Source organism: Burkholderia sp. 3C (assembly GCF_054589155.1).
In genome coordinates, this window is sequence record NZ_BAAILN010000016.1 from 1 (window position 1) to 23180 (window position 23180).

Annotated in this window: 24 protein-coding genes and 2 pseudogenes; 11 read left to right on the forward strand and 15 right to left on the reverse strand. The window is 59.4% G+C overall.

The window, feature by feature from the left end:
- The 4 genes from ACYP33_RS02390 to ACYP33_RS02405 form a co-directional block, all read right to left on the reverse strand.
- Positions 1–125: 2-dehydropantoate 2-reductase N-terminal domain-containing protein (locus tag ACYP33_RS02390; protein ID WP_459619533.1), on the reverse strand; the 125-nt coding region annotated here is incomplete at its 3' end.
- Positions 126–153: 28 nt separating this feature from the next.
- Positions 154–624, reverse strand: coding sequence for a protein-export chaperone SecB (gene secB, locus ACYP33_RS02395; protein ID WP_414443160.1), 471 nt, complete (start codon positions 622–624; stop codon positions 154–156).
- A 119-nt stretch (positions 625–743) separates the two neighbouring features.
- Positions 744–1004: a glutaredoxin 3 gene (grxC, locus tag ACYP33_RS02400; protein WP_414443161.1), complete on the reverse strand. Its 261-nt coding sequence runs from the start codon at positions 1002–1004 to the stop codon at positions 744–746.
- Entirely contained in the window at positions 1001–1423 is a 423-nt protein-coding gene (locus ACYP33_RS02405) for a rhodanese-like domain-containing protein (RefSeq protein WP_414445666.1), read from the reverse strand. The genes grxC and ACYP33_RS02405 overlap by 4 nt, the downstream gene beginning before the upstream one ends.
- Before the next feature lie 137 nt (positions 1424–1560).
- On the opposite strand from ACYP33_RS02405, the gene gpmA reads away from it, so the two are divergent.
- The 3 genes from gpmA to ACYP33_RS02420 all read left to right on the forward strand — a co-directional run bounded on the left by gpmA (position 1561) and on the right by ACYP33_RS02420 (position 5080).
- Positions 1561–2307 carry a 2,3-diphosphoglycerate-dependent phosphoglycerate mutase gene (gene gpmA / locus ACYP33_RS02410; RefSeq protein ID WP_414443162.1) on the forward strand — a complete coding sequence of 249 codons (747 nt, stop codon included), beginning with the start codon at positions 1561–1563 and terminating at the stop codon, positions 2305–2307.
- A gap of 297 nt (positions 2308–2604) precedes the next feature.
- Positions 2605–4164 (forward strand): S41 family peptidase, encoded by a 1560-nt coding sequence (locus tag ACYP33_RS02415; RefSeq protein ID WP_459619486.1) that lies wholly within the window; start codon positions 2605–2607, stop codon positions 4162–4164.
- A 163-nt stretch (positions 4165–4327) separates the two neighbouring features.
- Positions 4328–5080, forward strand: a complete 753-nt coding sequence (locus ACYP33_RS02420; RefSeq protein ID WP_459619488.1) for a HesA/MoeB/ThiF family protein — start codon at positions 4328–4330, stop codon at positions 5078–5080.
- Between the two features lie 76 nt (positions 5081–5156).
- Here ACYP33_RS02420 and ptsP read toward each other — a convergent pair whose 3' ends face one another.
- The 7 genes from ptsP to ACYP33_RS02455 form a co-directional block, all read right to left on the reverse strand.
- Positions 5157–6980: a phosphoenolpyruvate--protein phosphotransferase gene (ptsP, locus tag ACYP33_RS02425; RefSeq protein WP_414450935.1), complete on the reverse strand. Its 1824-nt coding sequence runs from the start codon at positions 6978–6980 to the stop codon at positions 5157–5159.
- A gap of 155 nt (positions 6981–7135) precedes the next feature.
- On the reverse strand, positions 7136–7405 hold the full coding sequence (locus ACYP33_RS02430; protein ID WP_414443166.1) for an HPr family phosphocarrier protein: 270 nt from the start codon (positions 7403–7405) through the stop codon (positions 7136–7138).
- A gap of 80 nt (positions 7406–7485) precedes the next feature.
- On the reverse strand, positions 7486–7956 hold the full coding sequence (locus tag ACYP33_RS02435) for a PTS sugar transporter subunit IIA (protein ID WP_414443167.1): 471 nt from the start codon (positions 7954–7956) through the stop codon (positions 7486–7488).
- Between the two features lie 176 nt (positions 7957–8132).
- Positions 8133–9089 carry a glutathione synthase gene (gshB, locus tag ACYP33_RS02440; protein ID WP_414443168.1) on the reverse strand — a complete coding sequence of 319 codons (957 nt, stop codon included), beginning with the start codon at positions 9087–9089 and terminating at the stop codon, positions 8133–8135.
- 42 nt (positions 9090–9131) lie between these two features.
- Positions 9132–10421 (reverse strand): glutamate--cysteine ligase, encoded by a 1290-nt coding sequence (gshA, locus tag ACYP33_RS02445; protein WP_414443169.1) that lies wholly within the window; start codon positions 10419–10421, stop codon positions 9132–9134.
- A gap of 288 nt (positions 10422–10709) precedes the next feature.
- The gene (locus ACYP33_RS02450) at positions 10710–12209 is read right to left on the reverse strand and encodes an ammonium transporter (protein ID WP_414443170.1); all 1500 of its coding nucleotides are present in this window, start codon (positions 12207–12209) and stop codon (positions 10710–10712) included.
- 37 nt (positions 12210–12246) lie between these two features.
- Positions 12247–12585, reverse strand: coding sequence for a P-II family nitrogen regulator (locus ACYP33_RS02455; RefSeq protein ID WP_006398175.1), 339 nt, complete (start codon positions 12583–12585; stop codon positions 12247–12249).
- A 358-nt stretch (positions 12586–12943) separates the two neighbouring features.
- Here ACYP33_RS02455 and ACYP33_RS02460 point away from each other — a divergent pair, with 358 nt between their 5' ends.
- Positions 12944–13201 carry an accessory factor UbiK family protein gene (locus ACYP33_RS02460; RefSeq protein ID WP_206131574.1) on the forward strand — a complete coding sequence of 86 codons (258 nt, stop codon included), beginning with the start codon at positions 12944–12946 and terminating at the stop codon, positions 13199–13201.
- Positions 13202–13329: 128 nt separating this feature from the next.
- Positions 13330–13524, forward strand: a pseudogene (locus ACYP33_RS02465) (magnesium chelatase domain-containing protein); the annotation flags it as partial.
- Positions 13525–13639: 115 nt separating this feature from the next.
- Here ACYP33_RS02465 and ACYP33_RS02470 read toward each other — a convergent pair.
- The gene (locus ACYP33_RS02470) at positions 13640–14098 is read right to left on the reverse strand and encodes a hypothetical protein (RefSeq protein WP_459619494.1); all 459 of its coding nucleotides are present in this window, start codon (positions 14096–14098) and stop codon (positions 13640–13642) included.
- A gap of 84 nt (positions 14099–14182) precedes the next feature.
- Here ACYP33_RS02470 and ACYP33_RS02475 point away from each other — a divergent pair, with 84 nt between their 5' ends.
- Positions 14183–14413, forward strand: a complete 231-nt coding sequence (locus ACYP33_RS02475) for a helix-turn-helix domain-containing protein (protein ID WP_459619496.1) — start codon at positions 14183–14185, stop codon at positions 14411–14413.
- Positions 14414–14640: 227 nt separating this feature from the next.
- Here ACYP33_RS02475 and ACYP33_RS02480 read toward each other — a convergent pair whose 3' ends face one another.
- The gene (locus ACYP33_RS02480; RefSeq protein WP_459619498.1) at positions 14641–15462 is read right to left on the reverse strand and encodes a hypothetical protein; all 822 of its coding nucleotides are present in this window, start codon (positions 15460–15462) and stop codon (positions 14641–14643) included.
- A gap of 114 nt (positions 15463–15576) precedes the next feature.
- Positions 15577–16473, reverse strand: coding sequence for a hypothetical protein (locus tag ACYP33_RS02485; RefSeq protein ID WP_459619499.1), 897 nt, complete (start codon positions 16471–16473; stop codon positions 15577–15579).
- 601 nt (positions 16474–17074) lie between these two features.
- Here ACYP33_RS02485 and ACYP33_RS02490 point away from each other — a divergent pair.
- From ACYP33_RS02490 to ACYP33_RS02500, 3 genes are all read left to right on the forward strand, one after another.
- Positions 17075–17668, forward strand: coding sequence for a hypothetical protein (locus ACYP33_RS02490; RefSeq protein ID WP_459619501.1), 594 nt, complete (start codon positions 17075–17077; stop codon positions 17666–17668).
- 160 nt (positions 17669–17828) lie between these two features.
- Positions 17829–18737, forward strand: a complete 909-nt coding sequence (locus ACYP33_RS02495; RefSeq protein ID WP_459619503.1) for a hypothetical protein — start codon at positions 17829–17831, stop codon at positions 18735–18737.
- A 295-nt stretch (positions 18738–19032) separates the two neighbouring features.
- Complete coding sequence (locus ACYP33_RS02500) at positions 19033–19887, forward strand: hypothetical protein (protein WP_459619505.1); 855 nt, start codon at positions 19033–19035, stop codon at positions 19885–19887.
- A 101-nt stretch (positions 19888–19988) separates the two neighbouring features.
- On the opposite strand, the pseudogene ACYP33_RS02505 reads toward ACYP33_RS02500, so the two are convergent.
- A pseudogene (locus ACYP33_RS02505) lies at positions 19989–20447 on the reverse strand (IS6 family transposase); the annotation flags it as partial.
- A 44-nt stretch (positions 20448–20491) separates the two neighbouring features.
- On the opposite strand from ACYP33_RS02505, the gene ACYP33_RS02510 reads away from it, so the two are divergent.
- Both ACYP33_RS02510 and ACYP33_RS02515 read left to right on the forward strand, forming a co-directional pair.
- Positions 20492–22015, forward strand: coding sequence for a hypothetical protein (locus tag ACYP33_RS02510; RefSeq protein ID WP_459619507.1), 1524 nt, complete (start codon positions 20492–20494; stop codon positions 22013–22015).
- A gap of 183 nt (positions 22016–22198) precedes the next feature.
- Positions 22199–23131: a hypothetical protein gene (locus ACYP33_RS02515; protein WP_459619509.1), complete on the forward strand. Its 933-nt coding sequence runs from the start codon at positions 22199–22201 to the stop codon at positions 23129–23131.
- Positions 23132–23180: the final 49 nt, after the last annotated feature.

The window sequence follows — 23180 nt, forward strand, 5'->3', positions numbered from 1 at the left end:
TGATGGGCGGCCAGCCCCGAGAGGAGCGCGCGATCGCGCGCCCACAACAGCGTATCGTGCCGCGCGGCCAGATGCGCGGCAAGCGCGGTGCCCCACGCACCGGCGCCGAGAACAGCAACTTTCATAGACCCAGCACCGGTTCGTGGGAAGCGCTCAGTTCAGCGTCGCGCCGTTGGCGCCACCCTGCTGCTGGGTGATTTGCGCCAGACGTTGCTCGTAGAGCGCCTGGAAGTTGATTTCCGCGAGGTGGATCGGCGGGAAACCGGCACGCGTGATCGCGTCGGCGATGTTCGAGCGCAGGTACGGGAACAGGATCGTCGGGCAGGCGATGCCGACCAGCGGATCGAGCTGCTCTTCCGGGATGTTGCGGATGTCGAAAATACCCGCTTGCTTGGCTTCGATCAGGAACGCGACCTTGTCCTTCACCTTCGCCGTGACGGTACCCGACACGATCACTTCGTACACGCTTTCGGCCAGACGTTCGGCCTTCACGTCGACTTCCACTTCAACCGACGGCATGTCCTGCTCGAGGAAAATCGCCGGCGAATTCGGCTGCTCGAGCGACAGATCCTTCAGGTAGATACGCTGGATGTTGAAGAACGGCTGGTTTTCGACGTCGGACATGTTGGCTCCCTAAAAATGATATGACGGCGGCCGGTTTTGACCGACCACCCGATTGTCTTGACATGCCCGCACGGCACGTTGCCCCGCCCCGGCGCCCGGGAGGCGACATTCTGCCGGAATCAGGCGGCTTCCAGAAGCGGCAGCAGGCCGCCTTCGCGATCGAGTTTCGACAGGTCGTCGTAGCCGCCGACATGCGTTTCGCCGATGTAGATCTGCGGCACGGTGCGACGCCCGGTGCGCTCCATCATCTCGGCGCGGCGCGCGGGTTCCTTGTCGATCAGCACCTTCTCGATCAGCTCTACGCCGCGCTGCTTCAGCAGGCGCTCGGCCATCATGCAATACGGGCAGACCTGCGTGCTGTACATGACTACTTTGTTCACTTCGCCACTCCTTGTTTGACGACCGGCATGCCGGCCTTCTGCCACTCGGCAACGCCGCCTTGCAGTACATGGACTTCGCCGTAGCCGGCTTCGCGAGCGACCTTGGCCGCCTTGTTCGATTGCTGGCCGTTCTGGCAAACCAGCAGCAGCGGTGCGCTCTTGTTCTTGGCAACCTGGCCCAGCTTGGTCGAGAGCTCCGCGTATTCGACCGAGCGCGACGCCGGCAGGTGCCCAACCGCGTATTCGGCGGACGGCCGCAGGTCGATGACGATCGCGTTGCGGCGATTGATCAGTTGGGTCGCCTCGGCGCTCGACAGGCCGCCGCCCCCGCGACGCAGCGTCGGGAAGACCAGCAAACCACCCGAAACGAGCAGGATCGCGATGAGCGCAAGGTTGAAGTAATCGGTAAAGAACGTCACGGAGGATCCGCCGCTAAAAAGAGAAATCGAAAAGGACAATCCCGCCATTATAAAATAACCGCTACGACACGATGGCGCACCCGCAACGAACGCGCCTTCCGGCCCGCTTCCTCACTACCGACCTGCAAGCTATCGCTATGTACAAGCTCGTTCTCATCCGCCACGGCGAATCGACCTGGAACAAGGAAAACCGCTTCACCGGCTGGGTCGACGTCGACCTGACCGAGCAAGGCAACCACGAGGCGCGCCAGGCCGGCGTGCTGCTGAAGGAAGCCGGTTACGCGTTCGACATCGCCTACACGTCGGTGCTCAAGCGCGCGATCCGCACGCTGTGGCACGTGCAGGACCAGATGGACCAGATGTACCTGCCGGTGGTCCATTCGTGGCGCCTCAACGAACGCCACTATGGCGCGCTGTCGGGCTTGAACAAGGCCGAGACGGCCGCCAAGTTCGGCGACGAGCAGGTGCTCGTCTGGCGCCGCAGCTACGACACGCCGCCGCCGGCGCTGGAGTCGACCGACGAGCGCGCGCCGTTCGCCGACCCGCGCTACGCCAAGGTGCCGCGCGAGCAACTCCCGCTCACCGAATGCCTGAAGGACACCGTGGCCCGCGTGCTGCCGCTGTGGAGCGAGTCGATCGCGCCGGCGGTCAAGGCCGGCAAGCAGGTGCTGATCGCCGCGCACGGCAACTCGCTGCGCGCGCTGATCAAGTACCTCGACGGCATTTCGGATGCCGACATCGTCGGCCTGAACATCCCGAACGGCGTGCCGCTCGTCTATGAACTCGACGAGAACCTCAAGCCGATCAAGCATTACTACCTCGGCGACCAGGCCGCCATCGCGGCCGCGCAAGCCGCCGTCGCGCAACAGGGCAAGTCGAAGTAAGCGCGGCGCGGCGCCGGCACGACACAGTAGCGGTCGCGTCGGTCAGCCGCGTGTCAGGTTCGCGCCAGCCAGCCGCTTCACACAGCGCGAATCGGCTCGATCCGGTTGAAATCGGCTCGAAACGGCACGGCGGGGTCGTCGCAAATTCACGAGAACCCCGCCGCGCCGCCGCTGTCGAACCCGCTTCGTCATCGCTTCCGCCCGCAACGGCGAAGCATTCGAACGATCGGGGATATACTTGTCCGTCCTCACACCTTCAAGCCATAGCCACACGCGCTTTCCGACGCACACGATCCTATGCGAATGAAATTGAAGAATATCGGCCTCGTTGCCGCGGGCCTTGCCACCGGTGTTTTCGCGACGCTCCAAATTTCGGCGTCCGCCCAGCAAGCCACGATCACGACGCCGCTGCCGCTCGACCAACTGCGGCTGTTCGCCGAGGTGTTCGGCCAGATCAAGCGTGAATACGTCGAACCGGTCGACGACAAGAAGCTGCTGACCGCCGCGATCAAGGGCATGGTGTCGAGCCTCGACCCGCACTCGTCCTATCTCGACAAGACCGATTACCAGGAACTGCAGGAACAGACGAAGGGCAGCTTCGCCGGCCTGGGCATCGAAATTTCGCAGGAAGACGGCCTGATCAAGGTCATCTCGCCGATCGAGGACACCCCCGCGTTCCGCGCCGGCATCCGTCCGGGCGACCTGATCACCCGCATCAACGACAAGCCCGTGCGCGGCATGACGCTCGACAAGGCCGTCAAGCAGATGCGCGGCGATCCGGGCACCAAGGTCACGCTGACCCTCTTCCGCAAGACCGACGACCGCACCTTCCCGGTGTCGGTCACGCGCGCCATCATCAAGGTGCAGAGCGTGAAGATGAAGATGCTGGATCCGGGCTACGCCTACATCCGCATCACCAGCTTCCAGGAACGCACCACGCCCGATCTCGCCGCCCGCCTGCAGGACATCGCGCGTCAGCAACCGAACCTGAAGGGCCTCGTGGTCGACCTGCGCAACAACGGCGGCGGCCTGCTGCAGAGCGCGGTCGGCGTGGCCGGCGCGTTCCTGCCGCCGAACTCGGTGGTGGTGTCGACCAACGGCCAGATCCCCGATTCGAAGCAGGTCTATCGCGACGACTACGACAACTACCGTCTGCCGACCTTCGATTCCGATCCGCTGAAGAACCTGCCGGCCGTCTTCAAGACCGTGCCGATGATCGTGCTGACCAACGCCTACTCGGCATCGGCATCGGAAATCGTCGCCGGCGCGCTGCAGGATTCGCACCGCGCGCAGATCATGGGCAAGACCACGTTCGGCAAGGGCTCGGTGCAAACCGTGCGTCCGCTGACCGCCGACACCGGCCTGCGCCTGACCACGGCGTACTACTACACGCCGAGCGGCCGTTCGATCCAGAACAAGGGCATCGTGCCGGATATCCCGGTCGATCAGTTCGCCGACGGCGATCCGGACGACGTGCTCGTCACGCGCGAAGTGGATTACACGAACCACCTCGCGAACACCCAGGATCCGAACGAGAAGAAGGAACTCGAGGCCCGCGAACAGCGCCGTCTCGACCAGCTCCGCATTCTCGAGGAGCAGAACGACAAGAAGACGCCGGAGCAGCGCGAGAAGGATCGCAACCGCAAGCCGGTGGAATTCGGCAGCGCCGACGACTTCATGCTCCAGCAAGCGCTGGCCAAGCTCGAAGGCAAGCCGGTTCAGGAATCGAAGTCGCTGCTGGCCGAAAGCACCTCGAAGCCGTTGACGGCAGCCGCAGCCGCGCCGTCGGCCTCGGCCCCGAAGGTCACGACGCCGGCCAAGCCGGCGGCAGCCAAGCCGGCCTCGGCGACCAAGTAAGCCGGTCGCTGCGCCTGCAACGGGCCATCGCGGCGCTGCCGCGGTGGCCCGTTTCCTTTGGTGCGGCCGTCGGCCCGTGCCCGGCAGCCGGCAGGTGAACGCGCCTAAAATAGCGGCTGAAGCCAAAGCCAAGCACGGCGCCCAATCCGCAATCCGCCCCGCGATGAACGACGAACAACTGCTCCGCTATTCCCGCCACATCCTGGTCGACGAGATCGGCATCGAGGCGCAGCAGCGCTTTCTCGACGCGCATGCGCTCGTGATCGGCGCCGGCGGCCTCGGCTCGCCGGCCGCGATGTATCTGGCGGCGTCCGGCGTCGGCACGATCACGCTGGTGGACGCCGACACGGTCGATCTGACCAACCTGCAACGGCAGATCCTGCACGTCACCGAATCGATCGGCCAGCCCAAGGTGGCGTCGGGCCGCGAGGCGCTCGCGCGGCTCAACCCGGAGGTGACCGTGCACGCCGTGGCCGAGCGCGCCGACGCGGCCTGGCTCGACGCGGCCGTGCCGCGCGCGAGCGTGGTGCTCGATTGCAGCGACAACTTCATGACACGCCATGCGATCAACCGCGCCTGCGCGGCGCACGGCGTGCCGCTCGTATCGGGCGCGGCGCTGCGCTTCGACGGCCAGATCAGCACGTTCGATTTCCGCGATCCGGCCTCGCCCTGCTACGCCTGCGTGTTTCCCGAGGATCAGCCGTTCGAGGAAACGGCCTGCTCGACGATGGGCGTGTTCGCGCCGACCGTCGGCATCATCGGCGCGATGCAGGCGGCCGAGGCGCTGCGCGTGATCGGCGGCATCGGCGAGCCGCTCGTGGGCCGGCTGATGATGCTCGATTCGCTGCGCATGGAATGGAACACGATGCGCATCGCGCGGCAACCCGACTGCCCTGTCTGCGGCGGCCGGCACTGAACGACGCGGGCAAAACAAAACGGCGGCACATCGTTGCGATGCGCCGCCGTTTTGTTTTTGCCGCCGTGAACCGTGCTCAGGCCGCCATGTCGGCCTTAGGTTCCGCCGCCGACAACTGCTTGAGCGCAAGCTGCACGTCTTCCGGTTCGTAGGACGCCAGCACGTCGGCGGTGGGCTTCTCCAGCGCCTTCAGGTGCGCACGCAGGATTTCCTGCTTGACCACCAGCAACTGGCTCGGATGCATCGAGAACTCGGTCAGACCCATGCCGAGCAGCAGGCGCGTCATCGCCGGATCGCCGGCCATTTCCCCGCACACCGACACCGGCACGCCGGCCCGCTTGGCCTCGCGCAGCGTGAAGGCGATCAGGTGCAGCACGGCCGGATGCAGCGGGTCGTACAGGTGCGCGACCTCGTTGTCGGCGCGATCGATCGCCAGCGTGTACTGGATCAGATCGTTGGTGCCGATCGACAGGAAATCGACGCGCTTGAGGAACAGCGGCACCGCGATCGCCGCGGCCGGAATCTCGATCATCGCGCCGACCTGCACGTTCGGATCGTAGGCCATGCCGGCATCGTCGAGCTGGCGCTTCGCCTCGCGGATCAGGTCGAGCGTCTGGTCGATCTCCTGCGCATGCGCGAGCATCGGAATCAGGATCTTGACCGGCCCGGTGGCCGACGCGCGCAGGATCGCGCGCAGCTGCGTCAGGAACATCTGCGGCTCGGACAGGCTCCAGCGGATCGCGCGCAGCCCGAGCGCCGGGTTCGGCGCCGTTTCGTAACCTTCGTCGTGCGAATCGAGCGGCTTGTCGGCGCCCACGTCGATGGTGCGGATCGTCACCGGCATGCCGTTCATCAGCTCGACGGCGCGGCGGTAGGCGCGGAACTGCTCCTCCTCCTCGGCCAGCGCATGCACGTCGTTCATGAACAGGAACTCGGTGCGGAACAGGCCGACGCCCACCGCGCCCGCGTCCACGGCTGTCTTCGCGTCGTCGGGCAATTCGATATTGGCGAGCAGCTCGATCTTGGTGCCGCAGAGCGTTTGCGTCGGCGAGAACTTCAGCCGCTGCAGCTTGCGCTGTTCGAGCGCCTTCTCCGATTGCCGGTACGAATATTCCTCGAGCACGATCGGCGCGGGATCGACGATCACGATGCCCTGATCGCCGTCGACGATGATCACGTCGTTCTGGCGAATCAGCGCGCTCGCGTGCTGCACGCCGACCGACGCCGGAATGCCGAGGCTGCGCGCGACGATCGCCGTGTGCGAGGTGCGCCCGCCGAGATCGGTGACGAACGCGCGGAACGCCTGGTTCTTGAACTGCATCATGTCGGCCGGCGCGATGTCGTGCGCGACCACGATCATGTCGTCCTTGCCACTGGCCGCGCCGCCGAGCGCCTGCGAGGCCGACGGCGCGCCGGCCAGCGCCTTCAGCACGCGCTCGACCACCTGCTGGATGTCGGCCTTGCGCTCGCGCAGGTACTCGTCCTCGATGTCGTCGAAATGGCCGACGATCACATCGAGCTGCTCGGTCAGCGCCCACTCGGCGTTGTAGCGGCGGTCGCGGATCAGGTCGATGGTTTCCTGCACGAGCATGGCGTCGTTGAGGATCATCGAATGGACGTCGATGAAGGCGGCCACCTCGCTCGGCGTCTCTTCGGTCAGGTCGGCGCGCAGCGCGTCGAGCTCGCCGCGCACGGCCAGCAAGGCCGCGCGCAATCGGTCGACCTCGGCGTCGAGCTGCAGCGCCTCGACGAGGTAATGCGCGACGTCGAGCGCCGCCGGCGCGATCAGATACGCACGACCGATCGCGATGCCTCTCGAAACGGGAATTCCTTGCAGCGTGAACGACACGCGCACCTCCTGTGAGTCCGGTCTGCCGCGGCCCATCGCCGCGCTGCGCATATGACCCCGACTCGCGATTATAAATTCCGCACGCCCCGCGTGGCTGCATGCGCCGCACCATCCGCCAACAATGATCTGTTGTCTGAATAAAGAGAAATGCCGCGTGAGATCACGCGGCATTCCGGATTCAGAACCAGTCCGGCAGCGAGCCGGCCTTACTGGCCTTCGCCGAACTTGTCGGCAATCAACCCGAGCAGCGCCGTCATCGCTTCCTGCTCGTCCGGGCCTTCGGTCTCGAGGGTCACCGTGCTGCCGATGCCGGCCGCCAGCATCATGACGCCCATGATGCTTTTCGCGTTGATGCGCCGGCCGTTGCGGGTCATCCAGACTTCCGACTGGAAGTTGCCGGCCAGTTGGGTCAGCTTGGCCGACGCGCGGGCATGCAGCCCCAATTTATTCACGATGGTCGTTTCTTGCTGAAGCATGGTGTTCCGTTCGGGTGGAGACAGCCGGCGCCCTCGCGCCGGCGAAGGGATGCCAAACGGCCGCGCGAGGCGGCCGTCGGCTAATGCGTTTCGGTTTGCGGCTTGGGTTCGGGCGGAATCGGAGCGCACTCGCCGCAGCCCAGGCCGGGACGCGGCGGCGGCGTGCCGGCCGCCACTTCATGAATGCCCTTGGTCGAGCCGGCCAGCGCCTTTTCGACCAGCGTGTCGATCGGCGTGGTGCGATAGCACACCGAACGCACCAGCATCGGCAGATTGACGCCGGCGAGCACGCGCACGCCATCGAGCTTCGCGAGCTGGCCGGCGATGTTGGCCGGTGTCGCGCCATACATGTCGGTCAGCACCAGCACGCCGTTTTCCTCGCGCAGACGCGCGATTTCGGAATGGGCGTACGCCATGACTTGAGTGGGATCGCTGTCCGCCATCACATCGATGGCGCCGATGCGCGCGGGCAGCCCGCCATAGATGTGGGAAATGCACTCCCGCAATGCAGTGGCGAGCGGAGCATGAGCGATGATCAGGATGCCTGCCATGTCAACCTTGCAACAATGTCGGCCCGACCGCCGGACCAGAAGCCACGAGTAGTAGTCCTACCGGGCGTGCGGGCATTGTAGCAGGCCGATTTCGGGGCCACTCCACATTGAAGTGGCCCCGCTAGATCCGGCGGCGGGGGACCTGCGCGGCCGCCGCCGGCAATACTCAGCAATCCTCAGCCGACCAGGCGCTCCAGCGCGTCGACGAACATGCCGGCCACGTCGAAACCGGTCTGCTCCATGATCTCGCGGAAGCAGGTGGGGCTCGTGACGTTGACTTCGGTGAGCCAGTCGCCGATCGCATCAAGCCCGACCAGCAGCAGGCCGCGCGCGGCCAGCACCGGGCCGAGCGCGGCGGCAATCTCGCGGTCGCGCTCGGTCAGCGGCTGCGCCACGCCGATGCCGCCCGCGGCCAGGTTGCCGCGCACTTCATTGCCCTGCGGAATGCGCGCGAGCGAAAACGGCACCGGCTCGCCGCCGATCAGCAGGATGCGCTTGTCGCCGGCCTTGATCTCGGGAATGAACTTCTGAATCATCAGCGAGCGGCGGCCGTCCTCGCCGAGCATCTCGACGATCGAGCCGAGATTCATGCCGTCGGCCTTCACGCGGAACACGCCCATCCCGCCCATCCCGTCGAGCGGCTTGACGATCACGTCGCCATGCTCGGCATGGAACGCACGCAGCCGCGCGGCGTCGCGCGTGACCAGCGTGGGCGCGACGAACTGCGGGAATTCGCCGATCGCGAGCTTTTCCGAATGATCGCGGATCGCCTGCGGGCGGTTGACGATCTTCGCGCCGGCGCGCTCGGCCACTTCGAGCAGCCAGGTCGACGTCACGTACTCCATGTCGAACGGCGGGTCCTTGCGCATCAGCACCGCGCCGAACGCGGTCAGCGCGCGCGATTCGGGCGCGGCGGCCTCGAACCAGGCATCGCGGTGCAGATCGGCCGGATCACCGACGATCGTCACACGCCGCACGTCGGCCTCGACCGAACTGCCCGTCCAGGCCAGTTGCTGCGGCTCGCACGCATAGATCGCGTGGCCGCGGCGCGCGGCCTCGGCCATCATCGAGTAGGTCGTGTCCTTGTAGATCTTGAAGCGATCCAGCGGGTCGGCGATAAAAAGAATGTCCATGCGAATCCTGTGATGTCGGGCGATTGGATCGGCGGCGGCGCCTCAGACCTGAATCGCCTCGGGATCGGTCTTTTCGAGCTCGATCGACGAGGCGAGCAGGCCGAGCCGGGCCACCACGCCGTACATATAGAAGCGGTTCGGCGGTGCGGCGCCGGGCTTCGCGTGCGCGTCGGGCAGCGCGGTGTGCTCGAAACCGAGCGGCACGTAGTGCATGCCGGGCGCGTTGAGGTTCTGGTCGCGCTCGCGCGCCGAGTGGGTGCGGTAGAAGCCGCCCACCACGTAGCGGTCGATCATGTAGACGACCGGCTCGGCCACGTCGTCGCCGATCCGCTCGAACGTATACACGCCTTCCTGCACGATGACGTCGCTCACCGGCAGCCCGGCCTTGGTTTCGGACATCTGCGCGCGTTCGAGCTTGGTCATGCCGCCGATCTCGGAGGCATCGTGCACCGTCATCACGCCACGGCCCGCGGTGCCCGCATCGGCCTTCACGACCACGTAGGGCTTCTCGCTGATGCCGTACTCGCGATACTTGCGGGCGATCTTCTTGAGCACCGCGTCGATCGCGTCGGCCAGCGCCTCGCCGCCGTTGCCGGCCTGCCAGTCGATGTCGCCCACATGCGCGAAGTACGGATTCACCATCCACGGATCGACGCCGACCATTTTCGCGAACTTCTTCGCGACGTCGTCGTAGCAGGCGAAGTGCGTCGACTTGCGGCGCACGGCCCAGCCCGCGTGCAGCGGCGGCAGCAGGTATTGCTCGTGCAGGTTTTCGAGCACGTCGGGAATGCCGCCCGACAGATCATTGTTCAGCAGGATCGAGCACGGGTCGAAATTCTTCAGGCCGAGGCGGCGCTGCGAGCGTTCGAGCGGCTCCAGCACGATCTTCTGGCCGTCGGCGAGCGTGATCGGCGTGGTATCCGTCACGCTCGGGTCGAGCGAACCGAAACGCACGTTCAGGCCGGCCTGACGCATGATCGCGGCGAGCCGCGCGACGTTTTCGAGGTAGAACGCATTGCGGGTGGGCAGCTCCGGAATGACCAGCAGGCCTTTCGCATCCGGGCAAATTTTTTCAATCGCGGCCATCGCCGCTTGCACGGCGAGGGGCAGCACTTCCTGCGGCAGATTGTTGAAACTGCCGGGGAACAGATTGGCGTCGACGGGGGCGAGCTTGAAGCCGGCGTTACGCAGATCGACCGAACAGTAGAACGGCGGCGTGTGTTCCTGCCACTCGAGGCGGAACCAGCGTTCGATTGCTGGCGTTGCATCGAGGATCTTCCGCTCCAGCTCGAGCAGCGGACCGTTTAACGCCGTAACGAGATGGGGAACCATGAATCACTCGCGAACAGGAGAAAAAAGATTGTAGAGCAATTACTGCGCCCATTTGGGGATTGTTCCCGGGTTCGCAAGGTTGTCCAGTTCTTTTTCTCGCTATTGACCCGATAGGCGGAAGGGTTTTCCAGCCAGGCCGCGAGGCGCGCGACGCGTGCGATGCGTGTGCGAAACAGCAGACGAAAAAAGACCCGCCGGGAAGGCGGGTCGAAGTCGCTGCGCTCATTCTGTTGGCCGGGCGGCGTTTCGCGGCGCCGCCCGGCGCATTACCGGTATGCGATGCGATGCTTACTCGACGTGTTCGCCGTGCAGAATGATGTCCAGACCTTCGCGTTCCTCTTCTTCCGTCACGCGCAGGCCCATCACCATGTCGATCACCTTCAGGATGATGAAGGTCACGATGCCGCTGTAGAGCAGCGTGATCAGCACGCCCTTGGCCTGAACCAGCAGGCTGCCGTCGAAGCCGCCGATGTCCTTGACCGCGAACACGCCCGTCAGCAGCGCGCCGAGGATACCGCCCACGCCGTGCACGCCGAATGCGTCGAGCGAGTCGTCGTAGCCCAGCTTGACCTTGAGCCACGTGGCCGACCAGAAGCAGACCACGCCCGCGGCGATACCGATCACCAGTGCACCGCCCACGCCGACGAAGCCGGCTGCCGGGGTGATGGCCACCAGGCCCGCAACGGCGCCCGACACGATACCCAGCACCGAGGGCTTGCCCTTGGCGATCCACTCGGCAAACATCCAGCCCAGTGCGGCGCAAGCCGTGGCGACCTGCGTCGTCAGCATCGCGAAGCCGGCACGGCCGTCAGCCGCCACTGCCGAACCTGCGTTGAAGCCGAACCAGCCCACCCACAGCATCGAGGCGCCGATCAGCGTCAGGACCAGGTTGTGCGGCGCCATCGCTTCGCGGCCGTAGCCGACGCGCTTGCCGAGCACCAGGGCGCAGACCAGGCCCGCGATACCGGCGTTGATGTGCACCACCGTGCCGCCTGCGAAGTCGAGCACGCCGTCCGTTGCCAGCCAGCCGGTCGGTTCCCAGACCATGTGGGCGATCGGCACGTACACCACCAGCGACCAGATCGTCATGAACACCAGCATCGCCGAGAACTTCATGCGATCGGCGAACGCGCCGCAGATCAGGGCCGGCGTGATGATCGCGAACGTCATCTGGAACACGACATAGACCGATTCCGGAATCGTCGTGGCCAGGTGGCTGACGGTCAGCGTGGTCGCCGTGTCGCCCTTCACGTAGCTCATGCCCGAGAGCAGGACGCGCGAGAAGCCGCCGATGAAGCCATTGCCCGGCGTGAACGCGAGGCTGTAGCCGATCACCGTCCAGAGCACCGTGATCAGCGCGGTGATCGCGAAGCTTTGCATGACCGTGGCGAGCACGTTCTTCTTGCGGACCATGCCGCCGTAGAACAGGGCCAGGCCCGGGATCGTCATGAACAGCACGAGTGCCACCGAGGTCAGCATCCAGGCGGTGTCGCCGGAGTTGATCTTCGAGGAATCCACCGAGACGGGCGCGGTCGGTGCGGCAGGAGCGGCCGGGGCCGAGGCAGCCGAGGCCGGTGCGGCGGCGGCCGCGCTGGCGTCAGGGGCGGCCGAAGCAGCCGGGGCCGGCGCAGGTGCGGCGCTGGCGGCAGGGGCGCTGGCGGCGGCGTCCGAAGCAACGGCAGCCGAGGCTGCGGCGGGCGCCGACGACGCATCGTCGGCCATCGCAGCACCGATGCCGGTCGCGACGAGCGATCCGGCCATCAGCAGTGACATCAAAAGTTTGCGCATCTTAGGTTTCCTCTTGTCGCTTGTCGTTCTGTTTGATTTACAGGGCGTCGGCGCCCGTCTCCCCGGTGCGAATCCGGATAACCTGTTCGATCGGCGTGACGAAAATCTTGCCGTCACCGATCTTCCCCGTGCGGGCTGCCCGCTCGATGGCCTCGACAGCCTGGTCGACGAGATCGTCGGACACTGCTGCCTCGATCTTCATCTTCGGCAGGAAGTCGACGACATATTCGGCGCCGCGATAGAGCTCGGTATGGCCCTTCTGGCGGCCAAAGCCCTTCACCTCCGTCACCGTGATGCCGGAGACGCCGAGCGCGGAGAGCGCTTCGCGCGTCTCATCGAGCTTGAACGGCTTGATGATTGCGGTAATCAGTTTCATGAAGTCCTCTCGCTTTCTGGTTGTCAGGTCGGAGGTCCGACCGAGCGCGTTCCGTAGGTAGCGGGAACACACTCAGCAACTCGCGTGCCAAGTCACCGGCCGAATACGTTTCGGTCACCGAAAAGTCAGGCCCGGACCGCCTGGAGCCTGCCCGAACGGCCAACATGGCGGCTCATTGCTGGCGTGCGTAATCGAAGGTTGTTAGAGTGCACGGACGTCCGGGGCACCCGGCGCGCCGCAACGGGGCGCACGATGCCCGGAAACGGGCCCACGGCACGCACCAAATCCGCTCATGCATGCATCGTGGGCACGAACGCAACGGAAATTGCACATTTTTTGTGCAGAGAAGGGGAATCCCATGAAGCAACCCAGCGACGTTTTCAATGATCTGCAGTCGCGCGTCAGCGATCTGCTGAAAAACTCGCCGGCCAAGGACGTCGAACGCAACGTGAAGGCCATGCTCACGCAAGGCTTCTCGAAACTCGACCTCGTGACCCGCGAGGAATTCGACACGCAAACCCAAGTCCTGGCCCGCACCCGCGCGCGCCTCGAGGAGCTGGAGCGCCGCGTGGCCGACCTCGAACGCAAGCTCACGGAGCGCCCCTCGGGCCTCTGATCCTCCCGCCGCGGCCCACGCCGCGGCTCCCCGCTGTACCCGCCCGCGCCACGCCGGCAAGCGCGCACCTCAATGGAATCTCCCGCCGGGCGGCCCACCGCCCGCGGGCCTGCTCCTCGGAGTGCCTCATGTCGCTTGCCGTCGTGCGCTCGCGCGCGCCCGCTGCCGGCCGTGCGCCGGAAGTCACCGTCGAAGTCCATCTCGCGAACGGCCTGCCGTCGTTCTCGATCGTCGGCCTGCCCGATCTCGAAGTCCGCGAAAGCCGCGAGCGCGTGCGCGCGGCGCTGCAGAACTGCGGCTTCGATTTCCCGGTCAGGCGCATCTTATGTCGCGAACCGCGTTTTTTTTTAATTGCCCTAGGTACGGAGAAGGAAACGTCGCGGGACTTCGAGGAAGATTTTCCACATTATGAAATAATGTGGATGCGCGGCTCCAGCGTTACAAATCTTTCATTTCACTAACTAATTGATCAGTTTGAAAGCACAAAACGCTCGCCGCTCTATCTGCTGAATGTTGATTAAATTTCTGTCGCGGAAACGTCTCTAGACACTCCCAGTGTCCATCCCGGCGCTGATAGACGAAGAATGGTGGCGTCGAGTCGTCGTGAATTTCTCGTATCTCCATCACCCGATCAAATGCCGGTTCGCTTTGGCCAGGGCCATCCGCCTTGATCAGGAACACACTATCTACCCGCCCGGCCCAGTCACGCGCAAAGTCTCGAAGAGCGTCGAGCCCAGAAGCCAACCATGTCTTCGCCACTCCATCCACGCTGGGGCTGACCTTGATCAAGAACTTCGGGCCAGCCGGCGTCAAGGCGAGCTGCCGCCAAGGAATAAGCGGAGCTGAAATTAATTGGGCGGTTCGGCTTGCGGCCCAATCGTCGTGCGTCAAAAACATGCTCGTTCTTTGGAGTTATGAAGGGGCGAAATTGTGACTCAAAGGCTACTGACGGTATAGTCAAATTTCCCCACTATTCGGCGGATGCAGCTCCCGCCCCCTTCATCTCGCGTCGAATCGGCAAGGCTACAGCTAGCTCAAAGCCTTCGTCGCATGCGAGCTGAGCGCGGATGGTCTCAAGAGGAACTTGCTGCCGCGGCCGAATTAGATCGCTCGTTCATCGCTCACGTTGAACGTGGCGCCAGGAACATTTCGATCGACAACATCGAACGCCTAGCCCACGCTTTCGGGGTCGAGATCGGCGACTTCTTCTAGTCTTCAGCTGGTCCGGATGCTGCTCGTTGTCGAGACGAACAGCCCGTAATCTGGATGGAGAGATACGAAGCACGCGGGCGACAGGTCGTCAAGTTCACGCCTGCTCGGTTTGCCGACGCAGGAAAAGTCCGCATCCGTTCTTATGACGGTTATATCTCCGAACGGCGCTTCTCAAATGTACATTCCGTCCATGCGCTCAAGATTCGTCGGCGACGTGTTCTGCGACGCTAAGAGGAATGTTGGCCACGATGGCCAAATCCGCTGAGATTTTTGATATCTAGCATTATCGCATCACGTCGCTGCACGATCAGGATATGACCATCTACGCCGGGAGGTAATAAATAGACGTTTTCGGGAGAGAGAAAGAGCAGCTTCCCTTCTAAATTCTTTATCTCACCACCCTCTCTCACGTGCAGACTCACTTGCAGACCGCCGCCCACACCAAAATACTGAAGCGACAAATCCATGAAACGGACTAGCGGCAACGGATAAGCGACGACAATATATACTAGCCACATCGCACCCATCAACAGCGAGCCAAGAACTGCCTTGGCTCTCATATAGATAACAACACCGATATGCGCATTTACCCAGATGCCAAGTATCGACAAGTGGATGAAACTAAAGACGAGATCGGGGAATTCCCAATCCCCCGATCTTCGATACACACCCATAACGACCAATATTATCATCAGCGCATTGAGCCCCCCCAACGCCCAAGTGCCGAATCGATCTCCGCGCGATACCTTTATCTCTCTCGCATATGGAGGCCTCAAACTTGGATGGCGATGCGCAACGGAACGCACAACTTGGGTAACCACACCAAAAAGAGCGACCGACAAAAGCACCACCAAGAACTCACCAACAGCGTAGAACACATCTATGCCAACGCGCCCCACCGCCAAGAGGTCGTATGAAAAAAACCCCTTGTAGCCCATGTAGCTCACAAAGACGAGGAACGGGAAATAATAGAAAAACAGCACACTCAGAAATATCGCCAACAATCGAGTGAGCACCTCACCAGGATAATTCTTTATTTTTTCAAACATAATTTATACAACCTTGATTGTATGCATTGAGGATGATCTCGATGCGTTGATTCTCAATAAAATCATCGCCACGCAACTCTCTGAAAGCGGCCCACTACAGAGTTCACAGAACCATCACCCTCCAAACGAATTGGTTGCCGCCTTTAGCCATTTGTTACGGTACGTCGCGCCGCAAATTGCCAGAATCAGGGTCGCCAAGGCCTTCAACATTAGCCTGAGTCGCCGGTCCCAAGTAGCGCGATTTTCAAGTTGCTCAACCACAAACGAATAGTTTGCTGTCATCGATACGAGCTGACGATCGAATTCTTCGAGATCACTTCGGCATGTCATCCATCGACCAGTCTTTCCCTTTAATAAGTCTCCAATGGAATTGATTGAAGCTATCGACAAGTCGACTCGAGTTTTATCATTGGGTCCTTCCGACAGCGCCGCGTCGATCGTCCGCTGCCTCGACAATGCATCTTGATAGCACTCGTTAAGTCTTGGCTGAAGTACTTTGATATTTTTTACGGCCTCCAAAATTTGCCTCCCTTCGCCCGTGTTCTCCCAACTAGTTGTTTGACTCACCAACAGTTTCAACCTGTCCAGCTCATCGGCCAAAACCATCCCTGCAGGTATGAAGTAACCAAGATATTGAACCTCGTATGCGAGGATTTTATCGAGGTCGACTCCAATTGCAGCGATATCTCGTGACTTCCCGTATGTCGCTATCTTGAATTCAGCAAGTTTGGCGTCGAACTTCTCCATCGAGTTCTGCGTCCGTCCGCCAAGTAGTGCAAGCTCAACAACAAGCGTTGATGAGCGATCCGGAAACTCCTTGTCAGCCAAGGGGAAGAAGAACTCACTGCCGACCAATAGAGCCAACGCAAACAAGCTCATTATATCGATGACGATACGAGACGGCTGCGTTTTCCTAAGACGACGCTCTTCTCTGCTCCTTTTTCTGTCTGCTAACGATTGGACGGAAAGGCCCGTGATTCCAGGGATTGGGGTTTTGCTTTGGCCACTCATTTTTCCCTCAACACTAAAAACTTATAAATTTACGTCGAACGTCAAATTTAAATTACAAAATCACTTTTCGCACGATCGCAACTCAAATAACGGCATTGGACGCACAAACTTTAATAATATCCTGACACCCTGTCTACCAATCGGATTCATGCAGCAGTCGTTGATCGATTCACGAATCAAACTGGGCGAAACACTCGCGCACTGACGGCTAAGATCTGCTGACGCACCAGACGACTGGCTGATTCATCTCTGACAGGACAAAAAAATACTCCTCCGCCTCGCACAAGAAGCCAATGATCTGCTCTTCGGTGAATCGTTTCTTCATGCCCAATCTCCTAACTACGTGATTGGACTCTAAAGCGTTGCGCTACTCAAGGGCGGGGGGGACGTCGCATTGGTTATAGTGGGGAAAGAGAATCCAGCCGATATTTTAAAAACCGGAGGCGCCCTTAAACGAGAGATGTCTCACAAACATCTTTGCAGGCCACTACGACCTACCTGAATGCCAACCAGTGAATGCGGCGGGATGATTCAAAGTACAATGCCCGGTTGGTGAGCCTACTCGGCAAATAGATGGTCCCCATAGGAAAAAACCGAATTCATGTCTATTCTACCGCTTTCCATTCTTCACGAGGTGGGGCAGCTTTACGCGTTCGACGCGCGCGATTTCGCTGAGAGGTTTGATATTATTTGGGATCGAGTGACGATCAAAAGCGGACGTATCAAATCGTTTGTCGATCTGTTGATGGGGATCGAATGTGCTCTGAAGGCCCATATCGCGCTTGCCGGCGCGCGAGATGAGCTGGAGCCGGCAGCAACGTACAAGAAGCTCAGATTGGCCAGCCACGACATCGCGAGGCTAGCGGGATGTGCAGATCTCCTACCAGACAGAACGTCCTACTCGGAAATCGCATGTCGCCTGGGCAAGTATTCCGTCTTTCTCCGGTATTCGATTGATGCGACCGAGGCCTTCTTCCCATGGTATGCAGATCAAGACGACGCGCGCTTCAACTACTCAAGCACGATCGGTAGCGAAGCGTGGATGAGGGAGACGCGCTCGATGCTGAATCCGCTGTTGGCTGCTGCTTTCGAAGTGGTCACAGGTGAGGACTCTAGCAGCATCGATAGCATTTTCGAGCATGAAAAGGCCATGAAAGAATTCGTCGATTCAGTCGTGAAACGAGGGGTGCGCTAAAACCCTCTATTTGTCATGTCGCAACTTTCCGCTTGACCATATCGGTATCGAGCGGGCTTGCCATTTGACGAAAGACACTTCGTAGCATTTATTTACCCGTTGATACGTAGTGAACTGCCAACCGGATATATGTGCCGGCGATGCTTCAAAAAAGGAAAACATGGGCCAAGCAAGACAGAGGGGAAGTCGTGAAGAGCGGGTAGCACAAGCTATTCAACGACAAAAGAACGCTGAGGAAGCAAATGTGGGAACTGAAGCCCTATTTCTTCTTGATCGAAACGTTATTTCAGTCATCAAACATTCCCTGGTGAACAAGGAGCAAAAAGGAGAAAAAGAGAAGCGCATGCTCGCCCACCTCAAGGAGATCGACGCACGGCAAAATGCGATCAGCCCGATAATATCCTTGATGGAAGGGGAAAAAGGTCGACCCGACAGTCCGACCGAGAAGGATGAGCAAGTTGAAAAGGAAACGGACGTTGTTAGCCGGTTCTTTAAGCGCGCTCGCACAGATTCCTCGTACTTGACAAATAATAAAGAAATTTTTATTAAAATATTTTCAGGATATAGAGAGGGGAGCAGTGACACCAGGGCAGCGTTTCGAGAGAAGGCTATCGAGGTTGTATTCAACAAAGTTCCCAGCAACAAACGCCGCTCCTCAGAGGACTTTTTGTTTCGCACGGCGGAATCTTTCGGGCTAAAAAAAAATGATGTCATCGTTGTGATGTTCATCGCGTGCTTATACGGAAATGACGATGCGCGCGACATTCTCAAGCTCAAGGATTTGCATAAAATTCACAATGTATTGAGTGACATTTACCTGATTCCAAGGATGGGGCTTGTGAAATGGATTGCCGAATCCCAGAATATGCGAATCGAAGTCGAGCTGTTGACGCTGGATGAAGGTTTGAAAAATGTCCTCTCCAATGTAAAAGTGTCATGGCGTCTCGATCGCGGACAAAGTGAGCCCGAACTTTTCGTGGACTATTTACCCGAACTGTTCACCGAATTGCCTGAAGATGATGCGCGAGCGCTGCTGGGTAGGCTTGCTGAAATTGCCGTAAAGGATTGAGATATCCGTTAGGCGTTGCAAACGCACAATTGGAATGATTTCTGGGGAAGAAAGCACACGCGTGTTTTCGAACCTCAACACCTGCCCCCGAAACACGGTATTGTGCCTGCTGCGTGATGTTGCCGGCTGCAGGCATTAGAGGATCGCCGCATGCCGTGTGAAACTGGTCGGCGCGGGGCACGGCAATTGGATGCCCCCTTCGGCGATACTAAGGTCCTGAGGAGCCACTTCACTTTTCGGTTACTCAAACAGCCGGCCCGTGAACAACTAGCGTACTATTTTGAATCAAGGTGACATGTCCGACAAACCCACCCTGGCCGATCTGGCCGCCATTTACGGCGAATCGCGCGCACTGGAAATGCTCGATGCACCTACACTTCCCGCTATTCGGAACGCGCTGTCGGCCGCGCCGGCCGTAATCGTTGATCGACCGGTCGCCCACCAGTGCGAAATATTCGCGGCGACATCCGGTTTGGCGCTACCGCTATACCGTCGCGCCTACTTGGATGTACCGCTCGTGAAGATCTTTGCGCTCAGCCACAAGAGCTTCGCAGAGAAGGCGAAAACTTGGCGGTCTTTGCTGGATGGAATTCACGGTATCGGCTGGGAGCACGACGCGCTCGACTACTTCGAATCGGAAATTGGCGCCTCGCCATTCCCGGTCCCTGAGGCTGCCCGTCCGCTCCGGATGCAGGCCTTCGGTGGAGTGCTTATCTGCACTAACGGCATGCACCGACTGGTGGCGGCGGTTTGTTGGCTAGCCGCAAAGGACGGTGAAAACGCCAGGTTGCGGAAAGTCGAAGTTCTCTACTCGCCAGTCAATCAGGCAGCGCTCAGGGTCATCGCCGAAGCGCTCGACGCCGGCGCACGGGTGGATGCCGCACGTCCCCAAGGGACGTTGATCGTCTATCTGCGTACGCACTCTCGTGGCCTTACCAAGTATTGGGCTGCCGAAGGGCGACACGTGCGTCCTATCTCCGCGCTGGGTGGCTGGCTCAGTTGCCTGCGTCGGCAGATCAAAGAACCGGACGCAAAAGAGGCAGGGTTAGATTGGCAGCCGGTCTCGCGTGAGCTAGTCGAAGCACTGGCAGACACGCGCTGGTTGCGTGAGCAGCACCGCGCGCCGAGCTATGCCGAGAAGCCGGCATAACCACTGGCTTGGCCATCGCTCCGGCCGAGCACCCGCGATGATACTGTCAGGTTGTTCGGCAGGCGACGAGACATGGCGATGGTCGCGGCTCATTGATTAGCTTACGCCGCCAAGCGGGCGCACGACGCCTTTTCCCAGACCGCCATGGCCTGGGCACGCGCTGCGCGTTTCTGTTGCGCGTCGCCCTGGTAATGACACCCCATGAACAGGTTCGCAACCTGGCCGTGAACCGAGGCGAACCGCTGTAGCTGGCGCGCCGATTTGAACCGCCGCATCACCTTCTCGCGTACCCGGGTCGGTTGGTGCGTATTCTCCGCCCGGTTGTTCAGCCCCTTGTGCTGCCGGTGCTCGACGTTCAGGCCCAATGCCGTGTTGGCTGCCGCGTAGCTGCGCAGTTTGTCCGTCACCATCACCCGCGGGCGGCCGTGGTGCTTGAGCAACTTGCGCATCAAGCGCTCGGCGGCAACTGCGTCCCGCCGGCGTTGCACCAGGACATCAAGGACGGCGCCGTGCTGATCCACGGCCCGCCACAGCCAGTGCTTCTCGGACAATACCGCCACTTATCGCTACGAGCATCATTATAAGATTGGCCGACCAATGTAGCATGACGGATTTCATCGCTCGATACCCACATCCATCGCTTATGGCATTTCAAAACTCGAAGCACCTATCGAACCTCTACGCGATCGCCGACGCCTCCTTGATCGAACGCGAAGCGAAGAAACTCTTGCGCATTCTCGGGATTGGTGATCAAAGCGTTGCCCATGCGCTCGCCGAGGAGCCGGTCCGAGTAAATTCACTTGAGAAAATACGCATATGGAATCGACGAATACTGGCTAACAGCGCGCGCGACGAAACAGGCAAGGCTGCCTGTCTGTTTTGGGCTGCACAAGCCATTGCCAATCTGGTGCTTACCGCCACAGCGCTTGATCCGTCAAAAAAGCACCCGGCCGAGCTGACGCTGGCAATGGAGCGAGGTGCTGAAGGGCTTTATTTTGTAGGGAAAGACCAATTTTCCAAATTAGTTCATCTCATTAATTCAATCGTAATGTGGGCCAAAAGCCAAGAGATTACGACCCTTTTCATTGTGGAATCACCATTAGGCAATACCGTTCCCACGCAGCTTTTAAAATTGACCTGCGCGGCACATTCTATTCCGGCTGAGGTGCGCGTTTGGAGCGCTCCACGCAACGATAGAAGGGTTCGTGGTCGGACGGTCAACGATGCTGCCAGCGAATTTTGCGATGATTTACCGGAAACTGCAACTGTCATCCTGCTAGATGACGTGATAACGGGGTCTCGATTTATCAAACTTTTCGATGCCCTACGGGAGGCGCTAGGCGAGCGTAGTTTGGTTCCTGCAGCCATGGTGTTTGACCGCGATCGTTTGACGAATTTTGATCGACTGAAGCACCGTGTTGACCAATGTGCGGCCGAACTCGGTTTCCAGCACGGCTTGACGGATTTTCCCGCCATTCCAATATTCAGAATTGATGCCGGCGAACTCATGCGCTGGGAGTCTCCTGTGATCTGGGGAGAATCGGACCTCATTGCAGGAAAGAGAAAGGTTAATTTTATTTTCACGTTAATCAATCACCTGTTTGACATCGCAGAAGATTTGATTGAAGATGACAGCGAGTATCGACATCATCTGGAAAGATCTTGGCAAGAGGACTCATCAGGGCAAGTATATTCCCCCCCTATACCCCTTAAGGATATACTAAAAAATTTGTGCACTCGCTTGAATTTATTTGATTTTTTTAAAAATCTCGACAAACAAGCGAAGGCCGAATTTGAGGATGATTACAAGGGATGCGTGAAATACATGGATGAAAAAGACGTTCTTGACCGTTGGCAGTGGATCGAAGAACGCTTCGTCGAAATTGCCAGCAAATCGTTGAATACTACTGAGGCAGGGTTTCTATGGCGTGCGTGCAAAGACACGTTTGCCGCGACACGGCACACGCATCGACCACGGCCGGCCCGAGACCACGATTTTTCCCCATACACCCTGCCATACAACCCTACGATCGCAGCATTCAATCAGCGATTGCTTACGCTTTTGATCGAACATTCCGAAGCAAACTTCCCGCACTCGAAACACGATGCCAGCAGCGATCAGCCGTAGTTGCTCCGTAAGTCGCTGGAACTGCAGGATGACGTAACGCTACTATCGGCGATGGTCAAGCGCCGGTTGACGATTCGAAGCAGCCACGCACCAAAACGTTGCACCCTTGATTAGGTCAATCCTATTTCAGCCATATAAAAGTTAACTGAATTCCCCCCCCAACACCAATCACCGAGACCCTTAATGAATAGCACCGAAACAAAAAATCTTATCACAAATGCAACAAACATCATCGGAAAAATAAAAAATCACAAAAAATACAACAAGAAATATCTCGGAAAATTCCCTTCCGCAAAGACACTTAGAGAAAATCCCCTGGCCAATCTTCCAATAATTGTTGAGCAGATGCAATTGATAGTTGATCTTTTAACAGATCACCCCCATAAGCCCAGCCTTCTTGGCATATGGACAGAGAAGGATGACCTGGTAAACTTACTCGATCAGATAATAGACGAAATTTCCGAACTCGAAACCGAACTGCAAGAAGCAATAGCAACCAAAAGAGTGATCTTTGGACAAACAGTTATTCCTGGGCACACACTTTTCACACTTGCTCGGTCTACGCTACTAAAGGCGACATATAATCACATAGAACTGCAAGGACAAAAGCAAGTCATCGATTCATTCTCAGTCATATTTTTACTGCGACTTTCCATCGAAAGCAAATTAAGCACCATGATGGGCTTTAAGTCCATCAAGACCATCAACCCAAACGGATCAAAATTTTCTTCCGATCATTTCCCAGCCGGCCCAGCATTTACATTCTTGAAAGAGTACGGAGATTCATATTTCTTACTTCCAATCTCCTTCGCTGAATTAAAGAAAATTTATGACTGGAGCTGCCGCTTCGTCCATAGCGGGCGAAAAGAATATATTTGGATGACTTTAAAAGCCATCGACTACGTAGAGAAGCTTTTCGTCGGACATAGCGGCACAGGTTTTTCGGGCTCAAGAATTTCAAATCTCAAAGAAGGAGTTTCGATTGACAATCTTCAGGATAAGTTAAATAACTTATTCAGCAAACCCAATTCACCTCACGCACCCATTTTAATATGGGAACTCAGTAATGATGTGCATGACATAACGCACAGTTTCTGGGATACTCGGCCAGCCTAATACAACGACCATATGTAATTCTTAGTTATTTATGGCTTGGTATATTGAA